This is a genomic window from Desulfosediminicola sp. (assembly GCF_048381775.1).
Taxonomy (GTDB): domain Bacteria; phylum Desulfobacterota; class Desulfobulbia; order Desulfobulbales; family Desulfocapsaceae; genus Desulfopila; species Desulfopila ganghwensis.
Genome location: NZ_JBLXGE010000002.1, coordinates 417,650 through 440,813, shown reverse-complemented (window position 1 = coordinate 440,813; position 23,164 = coordinate 417,650). Strand labels below are relative to the sequence as shown.

Here is a 23,164-nt window from a genome sequence, read left to right as displayed (position 1 = left end):
TTTATGCTATCTCGGCTGATGCGTCCGTGATATGGCGGGCGAAGATCCGGCCGATATCAGGTAGTGCGCCAAGGCCATCCCTGCAGGCGATTTCAACTTCAAGCCCTGCCCTCAGCATCCTGCTCCTCCAGGAAGACATACCCTCTCCGGCGACGTCACGATGAAAGTGAACACCAGCGACCATAAAGAAAGGAATGACCAGGACCTTGCTGTGGCCATTGAGTGTAATGCGCTGTTCAATGTCGGTACTATCCGGATAGTGTTCCACAACTCCAACATACGCCCGCTTGCCGAAATGGCGCTGCATGACCTGCTCCAGGCCAAGATATAGGGGCCATGAAGCATGACGTGTGCCATGGCCGACGAGCAAAAGAGCGTGATCAGGGTATGGACTTGCAATGGTTGCAAGGATTTTCATGAACTCATAAAAATCATCAGGAGCAGTCAGAAGAGGTTTCCCGAGGTGGCATGCGAGTTGTTCAGTATGACTCGCCTCTCGGTGCAGTTGATGAAACTCATGGCCAACGATGAGTTGTAGAGATTGCATAATGGCATGCTTATGCCCCATATCAATCAACTGTCTGACCACATCGCCGATTTCAGGTAATGATGATGTGCTGCCTTTTGCCCTTTCCCTGTTAGCAACCCGACTGCTGTAGCTCCAGTGAAACTCATACTGGTTGGTGTGAATGACTGGCAGAGCGCCTCGAATATGGTTTTCGAGAGCCAGATAGGTGGCGCGTGCTTGTTCGGCCGCGCTGGAGGCGGTGAGAATTACCGGTATCTTCATTTTATGTCCTTGTGATGGTCATTGAGGCCTTCAGTCTAAACGTTTCAAAATGCTATTTCCAGAAAAACTCTCAATTTAAATTTGTGGTGGCTGATGGCGCTGTGGGTAGTGATTGCACGTGTTACAGCGTAATAGTGGCTCGAGCTATCTGCTCAGGATTGTGATGAGTCATATATCCTGTTGACAGCGTTAAAGAAATCAAATATTAAATTAAAATCCTAAATAATAAAATAACGTAATACTGTTGCAGTGACCACGGAGTAGGAGAGCTCCAGGGTTGAAGCAGCAGGGGAGATAGAAGTGCTTGGTTCTTTTTCATGGGGAGATTGAGCCGGTTTTTATTCAGGAGGAGGAGTTATGATCAAAAGGTTTTCCACACTAGCCCTTGCGAGTATGCTCGCATTACCGATGGCAGCATCCGCAAACAGCGCACCAGACGTATCTGATCTTGAGCGCAAGATTGAAGAGCTGAGCAGGCAGCTTATCGAGTTGAAATCTGCAGTTGCCGATCAGCAGGCGGTAAACGCGGAACAGGAAGATATTTTAGACGAAATCGACGATAAAACAGAAGCTTGGGATCTCGCTTCGCGTATAAAGTTTTATGGAGATTTCAGGTCTCGGGTTGATTATTACAATGCGGATACGGTTGGTGGTAAAAGTCTCAGCAATGATTCTCTCTGGACCAACCGGTTCCGCTTGAATATGCGGGTCAAAGCAACTGAGAACGTTGAGTTCAAAGGTCGCCTCGCCATGTACAAGACCTGGGGCATGCAGTCAGCTTTTCAGGACGATTCAGGGGCTATGTGGCCGGAGTTTGACGGCAATGTGAGCCGTACTCCAATCGGAGACAGTAGTCTTTATGTGGATCGGGCCTTTGTCAACTGGAACAATATTGGTGGCTTGCCGATGTGGTTCTCCATTGGCCGCAGGCCAACAACGGATGGACCTCCTTCAGAGGTTCGGCTGGGTGAGGATGATCGACTGGCCACCCCTATGGCCTTCATGACCTACCCGTTTGATGGCCTGGCACTTGGTTATGGCTGGAGCTGGGGGCCGGAAGCCCTGGGTTCAAGCAAGATTCGCTTCTGCTATGGTCGTGGCTTTGAAGATGGGTTACAAGTAGATTCCCCTGGCAGCATTGATGATATGGATTTTGCTGGATTGAGTTGGGATATCATGAAAAAGGATGACCGCTTCCTTTATCTTCAGTCCTTTATGGCCTTTAATGTTATCAATTATCCGAACTTCCAAAATGAAGCTATTGATATGGGCTTCGGAGAAATGAGTGGAATGGGTGACAGAGTTAACCTCGGAGACATCTGGCATACCTCAGCGGTTTATCAGAATAAAGTAGGCGACCTCAATTACTTCCTTTCCGGCGGCTACTCCCAGACCATGCCTAATTCTAATGGTATGTTCAATAGTGGAGGCTACTATGTGGATCCTCCGATGGCTCCTGCAAATACAGACAACGAGCATGGTTACAGTCTCTATGCGGGTGTTCGCTACGATATGGACAACATCGGTTTAAAGCTCGGTGCTGAAGTTAACTGGGGCTCCCAGTATTGGGTCGCTATGTCTCCAGGGCATGATGAGATATATCAATCAAAACTTGCTACCAGAGGTCAGGTTTACGAAGTTTATATGATTTATGATCTGCCGACCGGAGAGGCGATTTCAAAGTACGCCAAGACCTTTATCCGGTTGGGATACCAGCATTACGAGTACGATTATACCGGCTCTGGTGACTGGAATATGTACCCTTATAAAGTAAATGATCCGATGGTTGCTAGCATGGATCCTATAGAAAGTGCCGATCAGATCTACCTGACCTTCGAGGCAAAATTCTAATACACTTTCACAGCGTATCTGTTTCACCCAGGGGAGTGTCCAGCAATGGATGCTCCCCTTTTTTGTTGCTCGCTGTTCTCCTTTGATATACCCTTTTGAGGCTATATGGTGCGTCACCTACGATGCCACAATGGCACAATAACAAAAGGAAAACAATGGAACAGGATAAGTGCGGATTGCCTGATATAGAACAATTTGCAGGATTACAGGGCAATAGCTGCAGGTATGGGTTGTTCAACAGGCATGGCGGAGTAAGCAAGGGAGCATTTGATTCTTTAAATATCGGTCTTGCTGTGGGAGATGCGCCAAAGCTCGTCGCAGAAAACCGCAGGCTGGTGAAAGCGAGGATGGGCGTGAGTCACCTGCTTTCAGGGAGGCAGGTGCATGGAGACAACGTCTACTCTCTTGCTGAGCCACTCACCGAAGATCTGGAAGTGGATGGATATGATGCATTTATCACCAATCAACCGGATGTGGGGCTCATGGTCCAGCATGCGGATTGTCAGGCACTATTGCTCTATGATCCGGAAAACAAGGTGATTGGCGCGGTACACAGCGGCTGGCGCGGAAGTGTGATGAACATTATCGGCACCACAGTGCAGGCCATGCAAAAAGAGTTTGGTTGTAATCCTGGTTGCATGCGCGCGGTGGTCAGCCCTTCACTGGGGCCCTGCTGTGCAGAGTTCGTTCATTATCAGAAAGAACTTCCGGCTCACTTTCAGCAGCATATGGACGACCGGCTCCGGTTTGATTTCTGGCAGATATCGAGAGACCAGCTCTTGGAGCAGGGGTTGGCAGATTCGGCAATCATCCTGTCGGGCCGATGCACTAGTTGTTCTGAAGACTATTTTTCCTATCGGCGTGCCTGCAGGGAAGGTAATGGTATCACGGGCAGAAATTGTTCAGTGATCGCACTGTGATGTTCAATGGCTGTCAGAAAGGAATTGGTTCATGCGCATACTACTCATAGAAGACGATAAAACGATCTCCGGATTCATCGAAAAAGGCTTGCGGGAGGCGGGTTTTGCTGTTGATGCCTGTTATAACGGTACCGATGGCCTCAGCATGGGGCTGGAGGGTACCCATGACGCCGCGGTGGTCGATATCATGCTGCCGGAGATGGATGGGCTGCAGGTAATCGAAGGGCTGCGAAAGCACGGTGTAAATATCCCAGTTCTTATTTTAAGCGCGAGGCAATCGGTAGATGACCGTATCCAGGGCCTGCAACGGGGTGGCGATGATTATATGATCAAACCGTTTTCATTTTCCGAGTTGCTGGTTCGCATCCAGGTGTTGATCAGACGAGACAAAAAGAATGCCCAGCCGACCATGTTGGCTGCGGGTGAGCTTGAAATGGACCTGCTCAGGCACGAAGTAACCAGAGCCGGCGAAAAAATCGAACTGCCGGCCAAGGAATATGCCCTTCTTGAACTAATGATGCGAAACAGTGGCGCCGTTATTTCAAAAACGACAATTCTTGAGCGGGTATACGATTACAACTTTGACCCTCAGACCAATGTGGTTGATGTCCTGGTTTGCCGACTGCGCAATAAGGTTGACAAGGATTTTGACAAAAAAATGATCCAGACCGTGCGGGGAATGGGCTATGTCCTTCGGGCTGACTAAAGATGACCTGACCCTTGCAAGGTGCAGGAGTGCGCTTCCGGTCTTGATAGTCACATTTGGTATCGTATGCATCCTGGCTCTGATCTCGCTGGGCGTTGTGCGTCATAAGCTTGGGACCTCTGAGGTTGAGACAACCAGGGCATTGCTGGATGAGTTGATTGAGAGTCACGTCGAAGGCAACAATCCGGCCCGGGTCCAGTTTGGCCAGGTAATAGCCCAGGACAGGGTTGAACTGAAAGGGCTTGGTTTTGTCCGGTTGCGTCGCGGGGAAGACCAGATGCTGGTGGCAGGTGGGGATACGCACCACTCCCTGTATAAGAAAATCCTGCATCTGCAGCCTGTGATTAATACCCCATGGTATCCTCTGGCGATCACAGATTCCAAAAACAATTCCACAATCACCTATTGGTCTATGGTGACTGTTGAACTTGGCAAAGGGTTGATGCTGCAGGCTGGTAAACCCAGTCAGGATTCACGCCAGACAGTATTTGCCATTGCGTATCTCTTTCTTGCTGTTGTGGTAGCGGGCGGGATTCTCTGCGGTTTTGTCGCTTTGATGGTTGTAAAGCATACGGTGATACCGCTCGTCAGACTACGAAGCAATTTGGAAAAGGTGGGGGATAAAAGCAAACTATGGATTTCGCCTGTCGGTAATTTTCCGGAAGAGTATGTTCTATATGAGGAGGTGAATGTGCTTCTTGGGCGAAATCGAAAGTTGGTGGAAGAGATGCAGGCAAATCTGGATAATGTTGCCCACGATCTCAGGACGCCTCTTACTCGATTGCGCTCGGTGGCAGAGTTCGGGTTGCAGGAGGCAAGTGATACAGAGAGACTTCGTGATTCTCTGGCAGACTGTCTTGAAGAGTCGGAACGGGTGTTGTCTATGCTTGGCATTATGATGAACGTTGCCGAAGCAGAGGCGGGTGCTTTAAAGCTGCAACGTACCCAGGTAGATCTGGCCGAGTCGATTACCGAAATGATGGCGCTGTACGAATATGTGGCAGAAGAACGGCGCATTGCCCTGCGTGCCCATATGGCAGCCAACCTGTATATCCAGGCTGACCCATCGCGGATTGCGCGGGTGTGGGCAAATCTTTTGGACAACGCAATTAAGTATGGCAAAGACGGCGGGTCTGTTGAGGTAACAACAGAGGTTGCTGATGACTTCATCCACATCCACTTTCAGGATGACGGCATGGGCATTTCACCAAATGAACAGGGAAGAATATGGGACAGGCTTTACCGGGGAGACCGATCCAGGTCGCAGCAGGGATTGGGGTTGGGGTTGAACCTGGTGAAGGCGATTGTCGAAGCCCATGGCGGAACAGTTTCAGTTACCAGTGAACTGCATAAGGGAAGTTGCTTTACGGTGTCACTGCCGAAAACCGTTCTTCTGCAACCGATGACTTGAACGAGAAATCACAAATCAGCGGCGAATGATCAGACAGCCGGACATCGGGAATATAAAAGTTATCTATGGATATCCCAGGGCTGTGGAGGATGAAGTCTATCTGTCTATGCGGTGAATGACTTGGATGTGAGGGGATATTCTCAATATTGGCGCTCTCAAGATTTGAAGCGGCAAGAAAGAGTTTTAATTCACGACTGCCGAAAAATGTGTTGAAGTCACCTGCCACAATAACTTCCTTTTTGGTGCGCTTTACCAGGGTGTGCAGATACTCAAGCTGGTGCTGGCGATGTCGGTATTTGAGTGAGAGGTGCACCAGAAAGATTACTGCCTCCTCCAGTTCAGTCTTGATGATGAGCCGCTTTACGCCCTCTCGGAAATAGTGGAAGGTGTTGTCGTGGATCCGTTCCCGGGTTAGCAGGGCATTGGATTGCCTGTTGAGAATGGGCACCTTCTGGGCCAGTGATTTTTCACTGTATTTGGTTTCCGCAATACAGTTATAGCCCAGGATGTTGGAGATTTCTTCTGCCTGGCAGGTTTTACGGGAGCGATAAGAACCTGAGTCGACTTCAATCAGGCCGATGATATCCGGGTCAACAGAGCGGATGAAATTGATTATGCGCTGGAGATTGACCTCGGTACGCTTGAAGAAACCAATAAACGGAAACGGCTTGTGATATCCTTTCAGATGGCCGGTGGCATATCGGATATTATACAGAAGAATTCGCATGACAGATTGACTTGGTGGACCCAAAGATGGATTCCATTGCTCCAGTGTATATGGTAGATTCAGGGGCCAGTCAAGATACTTGAGAAGCACTCCACACCAGATTTTATACAATACTATAATTACCGCTCTGCTTGAAGTAAGGAAAAACAAATGACCACTATTACAATCGGTACCAGAAAGAGCAAACTCGCTATGTGGCAGACTGAAACGGTTGCTGCAATGTTGCAGGCTGTCGGCATACATACCAAAATAAGTAGCATGGAGACCATTGGCGATAAAGTTCTCGATACCTCTATCGCTAAAATCGGCAGCAAAGGCGTTTTCACAGAGGAGCTTGAAGAGCAGTTGGCAGGCGGCATTACCGATATCGCAGTGCACAGCGCCAAGGACATGCAATCGAGCCTGCCGGAAGGATTCGAGCTGATCGCCTTTACCGATCGCGAGAAGGTAAACGATGTTCTGGTGAGTGATGATAAGAGCATTGATCTCGAAGATACCAGTAGGAAAGTTCGTATTGGCACCTCGTCGGTGAGACGGGTAGCCCTGTTGAAGCATTTCTACCCGCACGTGGAAGCGGTTGAGATGCGTGGAAACCTGCAGACCAGAATCCGTAAGATGCGCGATGGGGATTGTGATGCCCTGATGCTGGCTTATGCCGGGGTAAAGCGCATGGAATACGATGACCTTATTGTGAAAATATTTGATGAAGAACAATTTGTGCCGCCGGTGGGGCAGGGTTGTATCGCGATAGAGGCTGCTACCAGTCTTGACGGTGACAAGTTGGAAAAAATTCGGGCTTGTCTCAATAACAGCAAAAGTGAAGCATGCCTGTTGGCGGAGCGGGCGTATCTGAAAGCCCTGGAAGGTGGCTGCTCTATTCCGGCTTTTGGCCTCGCCAAACTCAGTGAGCAAGGCATTACCCTGACTGTCGGTCTGGTCAGCCTTGATGGTACACGTATTTTACGTAAAACCGTAAGTGGTGCGGTGGAAAGTGCAACCAGTCTCGGAGAGGAGGCAGGGGAGTACATTCTCGAAAACGGTGGCCGGGAGATGCTGGCTGAGATTCGCAGTCAACAAGCGAAGAGCTAGAAATGTGAAAGGTGAGGTGTCAGGAGAAAGATATAGGTTCCCCTTTATCCTCACCCCTTTTACCTGACAGATCAGGGCCGGTCTCAGTTTTCTCTGGGATCGGCCTCAGTTGTCTGATTCAGTACATACTGGTAATAACCTGGAGGTGCAATGGAGTTCGTCGATTTGCATTGTGATACGATTAAAGCCGTTGCCGATGGTGATGGGGATTTCCCGAGCGGGCAGGGATTACACATTGGTTTACCGCAGTTGGCTGATGCAAATGTGGCCTTGCAGGTCTTTGCCTGTTTTGTGATGGCAACCGGCAAACCGGAACAGGATTACAAATCATGTAAGGAGTACCTGGCAGCCATAGACGATCTTGTTGCCTCCCACAGCGAGCAACTTTCCCTGGTACGATCCAAAGCAGATTTGCAAACATTGGTTGAGGCAAGGTCGAAAGGCAGGCGACTGACCGGTATTGTCAAAGCCATTGAAGGCGCTGTGCCGCTGCAGGGGCGTGTTGATCTGCTAGATGAGTTCTATCAGGATGGGGTCCGGCTGCTGACCATTGCCTGGGACGATAATGAATTTTGCGGTACTGTTTTTGGCAGTGGTGGCGGGCTCACCGCATTAGGAGAGCAGTTAATTCAGCGCTGCAACGAGGTTGGCGTGGTTGTGGATGTCTCCCATGCCTCCGATGAGGCGTTCTGGAATATTGCAGAAATCACTGATAAACCCTTTGTTGCCAGCCACTCGAACGCAAGATCGGTGTGCGCGAATGAACGTAACCTGAACGATGAGATGATTCGTGAGATTGCCGATCGGGGTGGCATGATCGGGCTTGCCCTCGGTTCCGGTTTTATCTGCCCGGAGTACTATGTGCATGATAAGCAGAACAGAATTCGCATAATCGAGGGTTTTAAAAACGGAACCATGACCAATGAGAAGGCTGAAAGGTTGAGCGAAGAGGCCCTGGGGAGCCTGCCGCCGGCTCAAATTGGACAACTCATTGAGCATATCCGTCATTTCATCAATGTGGGCGGCGAAGACTGCCTTGGTTTTGGCAGTGATTTCGATGGTGTTACCGGGTTGATCGCAGATGCTTCAGGGATCGGGGTGTTGCCTGGAATTGCCGCGGAGATGGTAAAGTCCGGACTGTCGCAAAAGGTGGTTGAGAAGATCTGCAGCGGTAATGCGCTGAGATTTTTCGGGGAGCAGTTAGCATAACACCAAAGCCTCCGGAAGCATGCTTCCGGAGGCTTTGGTGTTTGTTTTCAATGCTTGTGGTCAGCCTTTCAGCCCTATGCTGCTTTCTTGGCCTTCACCATGGCTCTTAAATAGTCGAGCCAGGCGTCAAAACCATCGCCTGTAGTGCTGGAAAGCTCCATCACCTTCAGGTTCGGGTTGGTCTTCAGGGCCTCGCCGCGCGCCTCTTCAACCGGGAAGTCGAAGTAGGGCAGCAGGTCGGTCTTGGTGATAAGAAAGGTGTGTGCGGTGCCGAAGGTGCGTGGATATTTTGCCGGCTTGTCCGGTCCCTCCGGTACAGAGACAAGTACTACCCGCTCATGCTCGCCCAGATCGAAACTTGCCGGGCAAACCAGGTTCCCCACATTTTCGATAAAAAGCAGATCGACCGGTTCATAACCAGGCTCTTTTTCCAGCAGATGGAAGCCTTTGTGGGTCATGGCCGCGTCAAGATGGCAGGCTCCTCCGGTGGTGAGCTGCACGACTGGCACACCTTTGGCGCGGATGCGCTCTGCATCGCGGTCCGTTTCGGGATCACCTTCAATAACACCGATCTTGATCTCGCCCTTGAGAGCTTCGATGGTGTGCTCAAGCAGGGTGGTTTTGCCTGAACCGGGGCTGCTGATAAGATTCAGCGCCACTGCACCGAGTTCATCGAAGTGATCCCTGTTGGCTTTGGCCATGGCATCGTTGGCAGCAAAGAGACTGGCGTGAACATCGACAGTCTTGGAGCTATGATCATGGTCATGGGAATGATCGTGATCATGGGTATGTGATGGGCTTGGACAACCGCAGCTATCGCACATAGTCGTTCCCTCGTAGTAAAATTATATAAAATCCCTGATAATCAGGCAGTAATACAGTTGCAGCCTGCTATTCCATCTCAACCCTCTTCAGGATGAGGTCGTCGCCACCCGACGGGGTGAGGAAAAACTCGTCACACTTGGCACATGCATCGGGTCTTTCACCGGCCGACACTTCCTGATGGCCACAGCTGGTGCAGGTGTAGGTTACTTCAGGTATCTCTATGATCAACTCGGTGTTTTTGAACATCTCTTCCTGGGAAGAAAGGATTTCAAAACCAAACTGAAACGAGTCGACGACCACCCCGCAGATGGGTCCAATCTCCATGGTGACACTGAGCACCTTGGTTGAATTGTTTTCTGCTGCGAGTCCTTTGAGCTGCTCGAACAACCCCTGGACCAGTGACATTTCATGCATGGTGGCTCCTCAGACTGGTCCTGTGCCGGATGGCACGTCTTTCTTGGTATATTGCACTCCAAGTTCGTCGAGCCTCTTCAGTATCATCTCGGAAACTTCAACCATCCGTGCTTCGGCAACGTCTGAGAGTTCAATACTTTCAGTGAGTTCTTTGGGGATTATGGTGTAGAACTCAACTTGCTCAGGTGCCTCGCCTCGAAGTTTACACACCTCGACAATCTCGAGCAGGCCAAGCTGGTGGGGAGACATGCGGGTCTGGAACGTTCCGGCTTTCACATCCTGGAGGGAGTAAAAGTGGAATGAGCCGGGTTCCCCTGCAATATCGACAACATCGATCACCAATACGGGATCGCAGGTCTCAAGAAATGGCGCCATATAAATGCCGGCGGTGCCCACGTCCTGAATATCAATATTCTCGGGGAAATCATAATTATTCTGGAGGTAATGAACAACATGAACGCCAAAGCCTTCATCCCTGAGCAACAGGTTGCCGATACCGGCGATTCCTATTTTCTTTGTCTCTGTCATAGTAAGTTTTCTTGGCTAAGTAATTTATGATATCAGCAGATTCTCGGCAGTGGCTCACCATGAAGTTGGGTCACTACCCTCGAACCACCTACCGGGGTGTTGATTACAACCCGACCCGCTTTTCCTTCGACGATCCTGCCTATAATTTTTGCTTCAGCGCCTTCTCTGGTAGATTGCATCACGGCCAGGGCCTGCTCAGCCTTGTCACCGCTTACAACAAGCAGCATCTTGCCCTCATTGGCAAGGTACAGAGGTTCAAGCCCGAGCATTTCACAGGCGGCACGGACTGTCGGTCGTATGGGAAGATCCTCTTCCTTCAGTTCGATGGAGAGCCGGCTTGCATCTGCAATTTCATTGAGTGAGGTGGCCACACCTCCCCTGGTCGGGTCACGCATGGTGCGGACATCGCCAGGCAGCTCGGCCAGCAGCTTCGCCACCAGGCCATGAAGCGCCATGGTATCGCTTTTCAGATCGCCATCGAGACTGATTCCGGCGCGGCGGGTCATGATGGTGATGCCATGATCGCCCAGGGTGCCTGAAAGGATCACCGCGTCACCGGCTTTGGCGTTTTTGGATGAGATATTGATCTCATCGGCAACGACCCCTATGCCGGAGGTATTGATAAAGATTTTGTCACCTTTTCCTTTCGGTACCACCTTGGTGTCTCCACAAACCACCGGAACATCCGCTTCGTTGCATGCTTCGGCGATGGAGATGATGATTTTTTCCAGATCATCCAGGAGCAACCCTTCTTCCAGAATCAGACCCAGGCTGAGGCAGATAGGTTTGGCTCCCCGCATGGCGAGATCGTTGATGGTGCCGTGTACAGCGAGTTTGCCGATATCCCCACCAGGAAAGAACAGCGGGTCGACCACATACGAATCAGTGGTAAAGGCGAGTCGCCCGGATTGTTTTTCTATGATTGCACTGTCTTCAAGACTGTGCAGGATCGGGTTGTCGAGATGCTTGAGAAAAAGAGTGCCGATCAGTTCCTGGCTGGCGAGACCGCCGCTGCCATGGTCGAGAAGAATAGTTTTATCTGACATGAGATCCTTTTATATCCAATACGCTATAAAAAACGCTCTATAAAAAACATTACCGTCCAGAAGTCTGGTAAAGAGCACCGACTGCTTTCCAGCAGTTGAACTTAATCCTGGCCGTATTTGAAATAGGCGGCACAGGTGCCTTCACTGGAAACCATACAGGGGCCAATCGGGTTGGCCGGGGTGCAGCGTTTCGCGTAGAGCGGGCAATCTTGAGGGGTGTTGATACCCTTGAGAATCTGACCACACATACAGCCTTTGGCTTCTTCGACTTCCGGCAGTTCGATTTCAAGGCGAACCTGAGCGTCAAACTCCTGGTATTGATCACGAATCTTCAGGCCGGAGCCGGGTATGACGCCGAGGCCACGCCAGTTGGTATCGCAGGGCTCGAAGATTTCATACACCATCTTCTGGGCGCGTGGGTTGCCTTCCCAGTTAACGACACGAGAGTAGACATTCTCAACCTTGATATCGCCGGTGGCGACCTGCCGGGCCAGCATGGAAAGGCTCTTGACGAGGTCAGCGGTTTCAAATCCGGCAACCACACAGGCCAGGCCGAACTTATCAGCAAGCGGCTGGTATGCTTTGGCCCCGATGATTGACGAGACGTGGCCGGGACAAAGCAGGCCGTCAATTTTCAACTCAGGATCACCGAGCAGGGCGTTCAGGGGAACGGGCATGGTTTTCTGGGTAGAAAACACGGTGAAATTCTGCACATTCTGAACCTTGGCAGCCATGATGGTGGCGGCGATAGTCGGAGTGGTGGTCTCGAAACCAACACCAAGAAAAACGACCAGCTCATCAGGATTGTTTTTGGCAATTTCAAGGGCGTCCATCGGTGAATAAACGATATCAACCCTGGCCCCTCTGGAACTGGCATTGGCAAGGGAGCCGTTGGATCCCGGTACTCGGAACAAGTCACCAAAAATTGCGACCCGCACACCTGGCCTGTCAGCCATGGCGATAAAAGCGTCCATATGTGGAGCTGAGGTAACGCAGACGGGACAGCCGGGACCAGAGACGAGTTCCAAACCATCCGGCAGGATGGAACGGAGTCCGTTTCTGAAAATAGCCATGGTATGGGAGCCGCAGACCTCCATTACCCGCAACGGTTTGGTAACAGAGCGATGAAGTTCCTCAACGAGTGGCTTGATCAGCTCTGCGTCACGATATTCATCATAGTGTTTCATTATTTCAAATCATCCGGGGAGGTGAGAAGTTCTTCCGGCATGGTATCTGCCAGTTGCTTGAGCAAGGCGAGGTTTTTTTTCGCCTCTTCCTCAACCAGGGAGTGAATAGCAAAACCGGCATGTATTATTACGTAGTCGCCTACATTGGGCCAGTGGTCAACGATATCGAGACGAACTTCTTTCTGGATGCCATCGGCGTCGACGGTGGCAAGCTGGCTGGTTGTGAAGTCATCGGGGTTGCCTTCAACCTTGACAACCTTCATGGGTATTGCGAGACACATGCTGCAGACCTCCTGTAATTATCTGGCCAAGGGAGATGCCACCATCATTGATCGGTACATTTTCCCCTGTAAAAACTGCAAATTTCTTAGCGGTCAGCTTTCGTTGTAATCCCTCAAGGAGCAAGCTGTTCTGCATGCAACCTCCGGCAAGGACAACGTTTCTGACAGCGGTGGTAACGGACAACCGCTCAACCAGTTCACAGATGCAGCTGATAAGCTGTAAGTGAAACTGTAAGGCGATCCCGGCCCGGCTCAATCCCTGGGCCTGTGCCTGGAGCGCCAGTGTAACAAATTCCGATGAACATATCTCCCACTTTTCGCCCTTTTTGCACAATGGTGGATTGCCTGCAAGACGCTGAAAATCGGGGATCTGGTGATACCAGGTGTTGGTGGCAGCGGTCCTGGCCAGTGCTTCCAGCTCAATTGCTGCCTGTCCTTCATAGCTTATGGTGTGTCGAACGCCGAGGATGGCGGCCATTGCGTCAAACAGGCGACCACAACTTGAGGTAGTTGGGGTGTTGAAACCTTTTTCGAGCATGGTGTTGATGATTTTGACCTGCTCGCTAGGGATCGGGTGCAGCCCTTTTGGCAACTCATTGGGTGTACAGGGTTCTCCCCCTCGCATTTGAAACAGCGCGGACAACCCCATTCGCCACGGTTCGTGGGCCGCAGCGTCGCCACCGGGCTGATGCAGATACTGAAGGTGGGCCAGGCGCTGGTAGCCGGTGAGGTCAGCCAGCAGAATTTCGCCACCCCAGATGGTATTATCAGGACCATAGCCTGTGCCATCGAGAACAACGGCAAGTGTTTGCCCTTCAAGGCCATGCTCCGCCATAACGGCAACTGCGTGGGCATGATGATGCTGAACCTGATAGAGCGGGAGGCCTTTCTCCTTACTCAGTTCTGCGCCATAGTGGCTGCTCATATAGTCGGGGTGCAGATCACAGACCACAATCTCGGGCTCGATCTGGAAGACCTTTTTCAGATGTTCAACAGATTCGCTATAGAAATCAAATGATTCGAGATTAAAAAGGTCACCGATGTGCTGGCTGAGATAGACGGTTTTCTCCTCGCTCAGCGCGAATGTGGATTTCAGGCCGCCACCGCAGCCGATACCTGCCGGTAATTTCCAGGGGATGTCGAGTGGGGTAGGAACGTAGCCCCTCGCCCGGCGGTAAATCTGCGGTCGATGATTGGTAACACGGGCAACTGAGTCGTCAACACGGGTAACGATGTCACGGTTGTGCAGCAGGAACCTGTCCGAGATCGGGGCCAGTCGCTTGAGCGCATCGTCGTTGGCGGTACAGATCGGAGCGCCGCTGGCATTGCCTGAAGTCATAACCAGGACATCAGGACATTCCTTTTGCTGAAAGAGAAGATATTGAAAGGGGGTATAGGGCAGCATCACGCCTAATTCATTCATCTCCGGGGCAAGATCTGACGGCAGAGAGAAGCTGTCTCTCTTTTTGAGCAGTACAATAGGTCGTGCGCCGGAAGTGAGCAGATCCTGCTCTTTATCATCAACAACACAATATTTCCTGACCGTTTCAAGATCAGGCATCATGACTGCCAGCGGCTTATGCGGGCGATTTTTCCTCTCCCTGAGCTTTGCCACGGCCAGTTGGGAGTGACCGTTTACAACCAGGTGAAAACCACCGAGACCGCGCATAGCCACCACCATATCATGGGAAAGTGCGGTTGCGGCCTCGGCCAGGGGGGAGTCGCAGATACGTCTGGTACCGTCCTTGGCATGCCAGAAAAGTTCTGGTCCGCAATGGGCACAGGCGTTGGGCTGGGCATGAAAGCGACGATCGGTGGGGTCCTGGTACTGTTCCAGGCACACCGGGCACATGGGAAAAACCTTCATCGAGGTTTTAGGCCGGTCATAGGGAATCGATTCCACGATGGTTAAGCGTGGCCCACAGTTGGTGCAATTGATAAAAGGGTAGTGGAAGCGATGGTCACCGGGGGTGAGCAGTTCCCGGATACAGTCATCACAGATAGCTATATCTGGTGGTATTGCTGTCTTGGCAGAGTCGCCTGCAACCGAGGCGAGGATGGTAAAAGAATCCTCATGGGCCGGATCGATAGGTTCGACCAGAGGTTTCTCGTCAATTGAAGTGATGCGGGCAAGAGGCGGAGCCTCTGTTTTCAACCCTTCAAGAAAAGAAAATAGCCCGTCGTCGTTGGCGTACGCCCGTATATGGACGCCATCACTGGTATTACTTACAGTACCGTGGATGCCAAGACGAGAGGCTAAGTTGTAGACAAAGGGTCGAAATCCGACACCCTGGACTGTGCCGCGGATGAGGATTTCGAGCCCTTTATGTTCCTGCTTATTTGTGTACGAACTTGTCACCGGTAAAGATAGAGGAAATGATACCCTCAGGCTCTTTCACGTCATTCCAGATACAGAGGTAGACATGGATAAGAGCGAAAATCATGAACCACCACATAGCGATATGATGGATATAACGGCCCCACTGCTGGCTACCAAATATAGCGAGTCCCATCCCCTGCCAGAAAGGAGCTTCAGGGAACAGCATGTAGAAACCACTGACTACCATTAAGATAGCGACGACGAAGGTGAAAAGGTAGGTCAGTCCTGCAATTACATTATGACCTAACCGAACGTCATGTTTATCGGTGATGTACGCGTAGCGCAGGATAGTGCCGAAGAGATTCTTGATGTTGCGTGGTGTGATCGGCAGAATATCCCAGACTCTCTCCTGAGAGTTACCAAAAATGTACAAAAATGCGCGAATAATCAACGCAGATGAGAAGACGTAGCCCGCAACGAAGTGGGTAAAGCGCATCCAGGCCATTGGCCAGCTTGCGCTGCCTTCGATCATTGTGTTGGTCCACGGGGTGTTGATGTAAAAACCCGTGATACACAGAGCCACAATGGAAAGGGCATACATCCAGTGGAACATCCGAAGCAGGATGCTCCATGCTTGCTTCTTTTCATATGTTGCCATTGTATATACCTCCTACGGTAAGTACCGGGAAAGAAAGGTTTCGTGTTCAGGGACCTGTTGTTACAGAGCCTTTACCTTCACCATTTCTTTGCCTTCCGGATCAAGCATATGAACCGCACAGGCGATACATGGATCAAATGAGTGGATGGTACGAAGAACCTCGAGAGGTCTCTCAGGATCAGCAATAGGGTTACCCATGAGAGATGCCTCGTATGGTCCGAGCTGACCTTCTGCATCGCGAGGACCGGCGTTCCAGGTTGAAGGTACAACAGCCTGGTAGTTCTTGATCTTGCCGTCCTGGATAACGATCCAGTGAGAAAGCAGACCACGAGGAGCCTCGTGCACACCAACACCCCGTTGCTCGCCTTTCGGGAAGACAGGTGGGTTGAAGATCTCGTAATCGCCGCTGGCGAGATTGTTTACGAGGTGATCCCAGTGCTCGAGAGCCAGATCCGCCATCATGCCGGCGCGTACTGCACGGGCTGCGTGACGGCCGATGGTGCCGTGCAGGATTTCAGGACCAACCTGAACGCCGGCAACTGCGCTGATACGGCTGAGACACGCGTCAACTGCTTTGACAGTTCTCTCGTGACCCTGTGCGTAACCAACAACCATCTGCGCCAGAGGACCGACCTGCATTGGCTTGCCCTGGAAACGAGGGGCTTTGAGCCAGGTGTACTTGCCATCGTCTTCGAACTCGGTGAACTTCGGATCGGTGGAAGATTCCCACGGATGCTTGGACCAGTCGCCGTCGTACCATGCCTTGGCAATTGATTCCTGTACGTTGTCGATGAAATACTGGTCAGCGATGGTGTTGATTGGCTTGATGGTGCTGAGGTCGCCATCGAAGATGGTACCACCCGGCAGATCGGCCTTGGTTCCTGCTGCATCGAGGAACATGTCAGGAGCCGCCATGTAATTGGTAACACCGGCGCCGTATGGCAGCCAGTCTTTGTACAGTGCACCAACAGCTACAACGTCGGTCATGTAAACCATCTTGATGAAGTCACGTACCTCTTCTACCAGCTGCTTGATGTAGTAGAGACGCTCCATGGTTACCGCAGTCTGGTTCTCAGAGAACAGGTTGGTGGTAACACCACCTACGGAGAGGTTCTGTACGTGTGGGTTCTTGCCGCCGATGATGGCCAGAGCCTGGGTGGCTTTGCGCTGATAGTCGAGAGCTTCCAGGTAATGGGAAACCGCCATCAGGTTTGCCTCGGGTGGCAACTTCATTGCCTCGTGGCCCCAGTAAGCATTGGCAAACGGTCCGAGCTGGCCGCTGGCTACGAGGGTTTTTACTTTGTCTTTTACTGCGGCGAAACGTTTAGGGCTGTTACCGTGCCAGTCTGAAAGGCTGTCGGCCAGTTTTGCAGTGGCGACAGGGTCTGCGTCGAGGGCGGAAACCACGTCTACCCAGTCAAGTGCTGAGAGGGCATAAAAGTGAACGATGTGATCGTGCAGACAATGGATGGACTGAACCATGTTTCTGACGAGCTGAGCGTTCAGCGGGATCTCAAGGCCAAGGGCGTTCTCTACGGAACGAACTGACGCCATGGCGTGAACGGTGGTACACACACCACAGATACGCTGTACGAACAGCCATGCATCACGCGGATCGCGACCTTTCAAGATGTTTTCAAGACCACGGTACATCTGGCCGGAAGACCAGGCTTTTGTGACCTCGCCCCCATCTACTTCTACGTCTACTCTTAAGTGACCCTCGATCCTGGTTACCGGATCAATGGTAATTCTCTGAGCCATGAGCTAAACCTCCATAAAATATTGGTATACCGCTGACGAACTGCATGCAGTATCGTCGTGCAGGTATGAAATTCACTGAACTACGCTGCAGACGAATTATGCTTCGTCGCTACCGCCTTTTCCTTTGATCAGGCCTTTGCCGATACCAACGGCTGCATGAACACCGACAGCTGCTGCGGTAACACCGATGACTTTCTTGCCGATGCTGTCAGCATCTGCGACGATACCGGTACCGGGGATCTTGACCTGAGGCAGTCTCTCGTAGAACGGAGTCATGGTATCCCAGAAGTTTGGCTCAGTACAGCCAATACAACCGTGTCCAACACTTACCGGCCATACGTCGACGTCGTTGAAGCGTACTGCAGGACAGTTGGAAAAAGTCTCCGGACCTTTACAACCGACCTTGTAGAGGCAGTAGCCGAGCTTGTGGAATTCGTCACCGAATTGCTCAACGAAGCGGCCTTCGTCGAAGTGAGCGCGACGCTCGCAGTGGTCGTGAATTCTTCGACCGTATGCGAACTTGGGACGTCCAAGTTTGTCCAGCTCAGGCAGACGATTAAAGGTGAGGTAGTGGAGAATGGTGCCGAGGAAAGAGACAGGGTTCGGTGGGCAGCCGGAGATGTTAACCACTGGCTTGTCAACGAGTTCCTGTACACCGACGGCGCCGGTTGGGTTTGGAGCAGCGGCCTGAACACCACCATAGGTGGCACAGGTGCCGATTGCTATGATCGCGCTGGCCTTCGGTGCTACTTCGGCGAGGATCTCCATAGCGGTCTTGCCGGCGATCATACAGTGAATTCCGTTCTCTTTGGTAGGAATAGCACCCTCGACGACGAGAATGAACGGATGGTTCTGCACGGTGTCATGAAGATTGTGCTCAGCCTGATGACCTGCAGCGGCCATGACGGTTTCATGATAGTCGAGAGAAATAATGTCTAAGATGAGACGGGCCAGATCAGGATGGGAAGAGCGCAGAAGGCTCTCGGTGCATCCTGTACATTCCTGGAAGTGCAGCCAAATAACTCTTGGGCGTTCGCCGGAAGCAGCAGCCTCAACCATTTTGGGAATCACTGCGTCGGACATCCCCAAAGCTGCGGCTGCCATGGTGATACCCTTGAGGAAACCGCGCCGATTAAGTTGCGGATCCAGAGTTGTGTTTACCGTGTCTGCCATATCAACCTCCTATTGCTGTGACAACAATTGTGCGCAAGCGCGCGAATGTGCCGGCACCGCTATGCCGGGCTAAAAATAAGAACAACAACCTCAAAACGCATTTAGCCCTCTTCCCGGAAAGTGCGCCTGAATTCACTAAAGATCCGAAAAAAGGGAGATTACGCAGATTAAGCAATCATAGTTGTACTTAGATATAATTGTTGATAAATGCAAATAAAATGCGTGGGCAATATATCAAAAATGGTTATGCAAAGCACTACAATTAATGAACAAAAAGATAAATAACCATAATAATAAGCACTTGCGCGATATAGGAGAAAAAGAGGAGGGCAGGGCTCCGGGCATCTCCGTTGGGCAAGTTGTTCAAAGAGGACGGTTACTTTTTAAAACCAAAAATGCCTTTTTTTGACCTGGGCGCAAAAGCGGGTCGGTTGCGCTGGCTGGAGACGTGCTTGGCATTGTGCTCGGTTGGCGTCTTGTGCAAGCTGTGCACTATCTCGAGATGTTCTTCGCTCACTTCTTTGTCGGCAGTGATTTCCATGTAACAGCGGTAGAAAAGCAGGCAGCGTTTGAAGTAACTTTTCTTGCGAAGCCACTTGGGCCAGGAGTTGTTCTGGCGGTGATGGATGAGAGAGTTGAGGTTGGTCAGCAGAGTGGTCATCTCCTGCCGGAGGGAGCGCCGGAGGTTCAGTTGGACTCCGAGCAGGTTATCTATATCGGCACGTATTCTCTTGCTGGTGTGAAAGAGTTCCGGACCTTTGAATTGTTTTGAAAAGATGCCGTATTTGATTTCTGCCCACGGGATCAGGATCAGCGCCATCATAAAAAAGTCAGGTTGCCTGGAGACATTGTTCGATACGGCTATATTGTTTACCCTGTCAATGGTGGCGAAAACCTTGTGCAGCTGCTCCTGGCAACCGGTACTGCCATGTACCTTTGCGTCTATAGTTTTGCGGTAAATAGGGAAGAGGTCGCAAAATATATCTGTCTCTATGCAGAGCTTGAACCATGGTTCCGCAGCGCCGCTGTAGATGTCCTTAAGGGTCTCATCCCTTAGTCGGGACGGAGGGCAGAGCAGGAGTTTTTTATGGTTGTCGCAAATCGCCTTGAGAGAGGTTTCCTCAATGCTGAAATTGTTGCGGGCCGCATGTCGAATGGCTCGCATGGCCCGGACCGGATCCCGGTTGATGCGCTTCTGGGGGTCACCGACAATGCGTATGATGCAGGCATCGAGATCATCAACGCCTCTGACATAATCGATAATAGTCTGATTCTCGATCTCGTAAAAAAGGGAGTTGATCGTCAGATCACGCCGCTGGGCATCTTCATCGAGACTGCCGAAGGTGTTATTGGGAGCCAGTACCGCTTCAGGTCCGTCAAGGTCGTGCTCGCTTAAGGAGCGCAGGGTCGAAACCTCGATTATGGAACCACTTCGGCAGATAACCTGTACCAGTCGGAATCTTCTTCCGATGGTTTTTGAATTGGGGAAAAGCTTCCTGATCTGGCCGGGGCGGGCGTTGGTGCTGATGTCGAAATCCTTGGGCTTTTTGCCAAGGTAGAGATCGCGCACTCCACCACCGACCAGGTAGGCTGAAAATCCGGCCTTGTTGAGCTTTTTCAGCACGAAAAGAGCATCCGCCGAGATTTGCTCGGGGGTGATCGGATGCTCTTTAGATGTAATTATACGGATGGAATTTGTGGTCGTGCCAGGCATAGCTGAAACTTCCTTAGTATGTACCGTGGCAACAATCAGGTCAGGATGCCGCTGGAGCGAATCCGATTCCTTCCTTGTATACCGCTTCTGCCTGTTCTTTGAATTGGTTGAAAATCTCAGAAACGGGCAGAATATTTTTCATCTTATAAGTATTTGAACCAGCAAACACCAGGCCTTCATCAATGTTTCCATCGCGCGATGCGATAAGGCGCTCGCTAATACAGTAGTGGTGATCACACTTCTTGAGACACTTGTGAACGCATCTTTTGGTGCTGTGATCCTCACCGCTGTTTTTACCGGAGACAAAAGGGGTGTTGATGGCTCTGCCAGGAAGACCTACGGGCGAAGAAGTAAGGACAATGTCCTCCTTGCCTGCGTCCAGGTAGGCCTGTTTGAATTTGTCACTTACGTCGCACTCCTCACTGAGCACGAAGCGGGAAGCGATTTGAACGCCGTCGGCGCCGTATTTGTCCATCATTTCGGCCATTTCATAGCCGTTGCTGATGCCGCCGGCAGCGATGAGCGGAATGTTTTTCACTGCATCACGGATGGATGGGAAAATCTCTCTCAGAGGTTTGTCGGTGCCAAGGTGACCGCCGGCCTCTGCAGCTTCGGCGATAATGGCAGACGCACCAAGCTTTTCAGCCAGCTTTGCCAGTGATGGTGAGGATACAATCATAACGATCGGAACATTGTGCTCTTTGCCGATCTTGAAGATATCCCTGGAAAAACCTGCACCGGTTACGATCATGTCGATTCCGGATTCGATGGAGCCCATGACGTTGTTGTAGAAATTCTTCATGGCGTACATGATATTTACGCCTACAACGCCGTCTGTCATGGCCTTTGCTTTTCGGATGTCTTCCTGCAATTCCTCGGCCGGGATGGCGGAGCCGCCAATAATTCCGATGCCGCCGCAGTTAGCGACCGGCGCTGCCAAAGATGAGGTTGAAACCCGGATTGACATACCACCCTGCAAAAGAGGGAACGGTACAGTGAATTTGCCTATAGTTAGTGATGGTAACTTCATGTACGTCAATACTCCTGTTAAATATTAGTGTAGTAGCAGGACGGATAATGCCCCTCTTGCCTGTTTTTGTCAAGCGGGCAGATATTGCGACACTACAGGCATATGAATACCTTGGGGATGTTTGTATGTAAGCGCGCGACTTATGGTGAGGGTTTTGCAACGTTTTTGGGCTTTCCTTGACAAAGTCGGAAATTTGCGTTTTATTTTATGCTTTTTTGATTATCAGCAGAACAATTCCACTCTTTCCCAGAATTGGAGGGACTTTGATGAAGCTCAAGGCCCTGAATGGCTTTAAAGATATACTTCCCGCAGATGTCGCGCTCTGGATGCGCGTCGAAGCGACGGTTCGCGATATAGTATCACGGTTTCAGTTTTCAGAGATACGTTTGCCAATACTCGAGAAAACTGAGCTTTTTGCACGCTCTATAGGTGAAGCAACGGATATCGTAGAAAAAGAGATGTACAGCTTTGTCGATAAAGGGGTTACCATGCGCCCTGAAGCGACAGCTCAGATTATTCGTGCCTATATCGAGCACGGACTTTATGTGCAGCGGCCGATTCAGCGAATTTTCACCATAGGACCGATGTTCCGTCATGAGCGTCCGCAGAAAGGTCGCCTCAGGCAATTTCACCAGGTGAGTGCAGAGGTAATCGGTGCCGACCATCCCCGGGTCGATGCGGAAGTGATGGCAATGTCCGCCATGATTTTCAGCGAATTGGGAATCTCGGTCAGCCTGGAGATGAATTCCCTGGGTTGCCGCGAGTGCCGTCCTGCGTATAAGGAAAAATTACTGGCGTTTCTCAGTGAAAGAATTGATCACCTCTGTGATGACTGCAAGAGACGCAGCTCAACAAATCCCTTGAGAGTGCTGGATTGCAAAAAGCCGGGATGTCGTGAGCAAGTGGCAGATGCTCCTTCCATCGTAGAGAATCTTTGTGCCGGCTGCGGCGAGCACTTCGGTGCCGTTCGCAGCAGCCTTGAACAACTTGGTGTCGACTATCAGGTAAACAAGTTCATGGTTCGCGGACTTGATTACTATTGCAGAACTACTTTCGAGTTTATCACTGGCGATCTGGGTGCCCAGTCTGCAGTGTGTGCCGGTGGCCGTTATGATGGCCTGGTTGAACAGCTGGGCGGGCCGAAAAAAATAGGCGGTATCGGTTTCGGCCTCGGCCTGGAGCGACTGGTTCTCCTGCTGCAGCAGAAAGAACAGGATCAGGGACGACCAAATGAACTCGATCTGTTTATTGCCGGCCTCGGAGAGGAGGCAGTTCGTCTCTGCTACGGTCTGGTCAATGAGTTGCGCGTGACGGGACTGCGTGTCGGTCTGGATCACGAGGGGCGAAGCCTGAAGAGTCAGATGAAACAGGCGGACAAGGCCGGTTCGAATTACGTGCTTATTGTCGGTGATGATGAACTGGCAAAAGGCACAGGTGTACTTAGAAACATGGGAAATCAGGAGCAGATCAATATCGCTCTTGATGCTGCAGCCATTCAGCAGCAGCTGGCCGGCGCATAACCGA

General features: G+C 51.2%; 21 protein-coding genes. 7 read left to right on the top strand and 14 right to left on the bottom strand.

Features of this window, described 5'->3' with window-relative positions:
* Position 1: 1 nt before the first annotated feature.
* Positions 2–790 (bottom strand): sirohydrochlorin cobaltochelatase, encoded by a 789-nt coding sequence (locus ACN5NT_RS04880; RefSeq protein ID WP_419174674.1) that lies wholly within the window; start codon positions 788–790, stop codon positions 2–4.
* Positions 791–1,147: 357 nt separating this feature from the next.
* Between ACN5NT_RS04880 and ACN5NT_RS04875 the strand changes: the two genes are divergently transcribed.
* The 4 genes from ACN5NT_RS04875 to ACN5NT_RS04860 all read left to right on the top strand — a co-directional run bounded on the left by ACN5NT_RS04875 (position 1,148) and on the right by ACN5NT_RS04860 (position 5,678).
* Positions 1,148–2,641 carry a DUF3373 family protein gene (locus ACN5NT_RS04875; RefSeq protein WP_419174673.1) on the top strand — a complete coding sequence of 498 codons (1,494 nt, stop codon included), beginning with the start codon at positions 1,148–1,150 and terminating at the stop codon, positions 2,639–2,641.
* Between the two features lie 155 nt (positions 2,642–2,796).
* Positions 2,797–3,561, top strand: a complete 765-nt coding sequence (gene pgeF, locus ACN5NT_RS04870; RefSeq protein ID WP_419174672.1) for a peptidoglycan editing factor PgeF — start codon at positions 2,797–2,799, stop codon at positions 3,559–3,561.
* Positions 3,562–3,592: 31 nt separating this feature from the next.
* On the top strand, positions 3,593–4,267 hold the full coding sequence (locus tag ACN5NT_RS04865; protein ID WP_419174671.1) for a winged helix-turn-helix domain-containing protein: 675 nt from the start codon (positions 3,593–3,595) through the stop codon (positions 4,265–4,267).
* A complete protein-coding gene (locus ACN5NT_RS04860) occupies positions 4,248–5,678 on the top strand; it encodes a sensor histidine kinase (protein WP_419174670.1) in 1,431 nt (476 codons plus the stop codon). The genes ACN5NT_RS04865 and ACN5NT_RS04860 overlap by 20 nt, the downstream gene beginning before the upstream one ends.
* Here ACN5NT_RS04860 and ACN5NT_RS04855 read toward each other — a convergent pair.
* Positions 5,632–6,405, bottom strand: coding sequence for an endonuclease/exonuclease/phosphatase family protein (locus ACN5NT_RS04855; RefSeq protein ID WP_419174669.1), 774 nt, complete (start codon positions 6,403–6,405; stop codon positions 5,632–5,634). The genes ACN5NT_RS04860 and ACN5NT_RS04855 overlap by 47 nt on opposite strands.
* Before the next feature lie 150 nt (positions 6,406–6,555).
* Here ACN5NT_RS04855 and hemC point away from each other — a divergent pair, with 150 nt between their 5' ends.
* Entirely contained in the window at positions 6,556–7,494 is a 939-nt protein-coding gene (hemC, locus tag ACN5NT_RS04850; protein ID WP_136795449.1) for a hydroxymethylbilane synthase, read from the top strand.
* A 150-nt stretch (positions 7,495–7,644) separates the two neighbouring features.
* Positions 7,645–8,703 carry a dipeptidase gene (locus tag ACN5NT_RS04845; protein ID WP_419174668.1) on the top strand — a complete coding sequence of 353 codons (1,059 nt, stop codon included), beginning with the start codon at positions 7,645–7,647 and terminating at the stop codon, positions 8,701–8,703.
* Positions 8,704–8,777: 74 nt separating this feature from the next.
* Here ACN5NT_RS04845 and hypB read toward each other — a convergent pair whose 3' ends face one another.
* The 12 genes from hypB to ACN5NT_RS04785 all read right to left on the bottom strand — a co-directional run bounded on the left by hypB (position 8,778) and on the right by ACN5NT_RS04785 (position 21,640).
* Positions 8,778–9,527 carry a hydrogenase nickel incorporation protein HypB gene (gene hypB, locus ACN5NT_RS04840; RefSeq protein WP_136795447.1) on the bottom strand — a complete coding sequence of 250 codons (750 nt, stop codon included), beginning with the start codon at positions 9,525–9,527 and terminating at the stop codon, positions 8,778–8,780.
* A 67-nt stretch (positions 9,528–9,594) separates the two neighbouring features.
* Complete coding sequence (locus ACN5NT_RS04835) at positions 9,595–9,942, bottom strand: hydrogenase maturation nickel metallochaperone HypA (protein ID WP_136795446.1); 348 nt, start codon at positions 9,940–9,942, stop codon at positions 9,595–9,597.
* Positions 9,943–9,951: 9 nt separating this feature from the next.
* Positions 9,952–10,470 (bottom strand): HyaD/HybD family hydrogenase maturation endopeptidase, encoded by a 519-nt coding sequence (locus tag ACN5NT_RS04830; RefSeq protein ID WP_136795445.1) that lies wholly within the window; start codon positions 10,468–10,470, stop codon positions 9,952–9,954.
* A 32-nt stretch (positions 10,471–10,502) separates the two neighbouring features.
* Complete coding sequence (hypE, locus tag ACN5NT_RS04825) at positions 10,503–11,516, bottom strand: hydrogenase expression/formation protein HypE (protein WP_419174667.1); 1,014 nt, start codon at positions 11,514–11,516, stop codon at positions 10,503–10,505.
* Positions 11,517–11,617: 101 nt separating this feature from the next.
* Positions 11,618–12,703, bottom strand: coding sequence for a hydrogenase formation protein HypD (hypD, locus tag ACN5NT_RS04820; protein ID WP_419174666.1), 1,086 nt, complete (start codon positions 12,701–12,703; stop codon positions 11,618–11,620).
* Complete coding sequence (locus tag ACN5NT_RS04815; protein WP_136795442.1) at positions 12,703–12,984, bottom strand: HypC/HybG/HupF family hydrogenase formation chaperone; 282 nt, start codon at positions 12,982–12,984, stop codon at positions 12,703–12,705. Before ACN5NT_RS04815 ends, hypD begins: the two co-directional genes overlap by 1 nt.
* Entirely contained in the window at positions 12,947–15,343 is a 2,397-nt protein-coding gene (gene hypF, locus ACN5NT_RS04810; protein WP_419174665.1) for a carbamoyltransferase HypF, read from the bottom strand. The genes ACN5NT_RS04815 and hypF overlap by 38 nt, the downstream gene beginning before the upstream one ends.
* Positions 15,321–15,962, bottom strand: a complete 642-nt coding sequence (cybH, locus tag ACN5NT_RS04805; protein WP_136795440.1) for a Ni/Fe-hydrogenase, b-type cytochrome subunit — start codon at positions 15,960–15,962, stop codon at positions 15,321–15,323. The genes hypF and cybH overlap by 23 nt, the downstream gene beginning before the upstream one ends.
* A 60-nt stretch (positions 15,963–16,022) precedes the next feature.
* Positions 16,023–17,723 carry a nickel-dependent hydrogenase large subunit gene (locus tag ACN5NT_RS04800; protein ID WP_136795439.1) on the bottom strand — a complete coding sequence of 567 codons (1,701 nt, stop codon included), beginning with the start codon at positions 17,721–17,723 and terminating at the stop codon, positions 16,023–16,025.
* A gap of 96 nt (positions 17,724–17,819) precedes the next feature.
* Positions 17,820–18,896: a hydrogenase small subunit gene (locus tag ACN5NT_RS04795; RefSeq protein WP_136795438.1), complete on the bottom strand. Its 1,077-nt coding sequence runs from the start codon at positions 18,894–18,896 to the stop codon at positions 17,820–17,822.
* A gap of 376 nt (positions 18,897–19,272) precedes the next feature.
* Positions 19,273–20,610 carry a polya polymerase gene (locus ACN5NT_RS04790; protein ID WP_136795437.1) on the bottom strand — a complete coding sequence of 446 codons (1,338 nt, stop codon included), beginning with the start codon at positions 20,608–20,610 and terminating at the stop codon, positions 19,273–19,275.
* 40 nt (positions 20,611–20,650) lie between these two features.
* Positions 20,651–21,640, bottom strand: coding sequence for an NAD(P)H-dependent flavin oxidoreductase (locus tag ACN5NT_RS04785; protein ID WP_136795436.1), 990 nt, complete (start codon positions 21,638–21,640; stop codon positions 20,651–20,653).
* A 266-nt stretch (positions 21,641–21,906) separates the two neighbouring features.
* Here ACN5NT_RS04785 and hisS point away from each other — a divergent pair, with 266 nt between their 5' ends.
* On the top strand, positions 21,907–23,160 hold the full coding sequence (gene hisS, locus ACN5NT_RS04780) for a histidine--tRNA ligase (RefSeq protein WP_419174664.1): 1,254 nt from the start codon (positions 21,907–21,909) through the stop codon (positions 23,158–23,160).
* Positions 23,161–23,164: the final 4 nt, after the last annotated feature.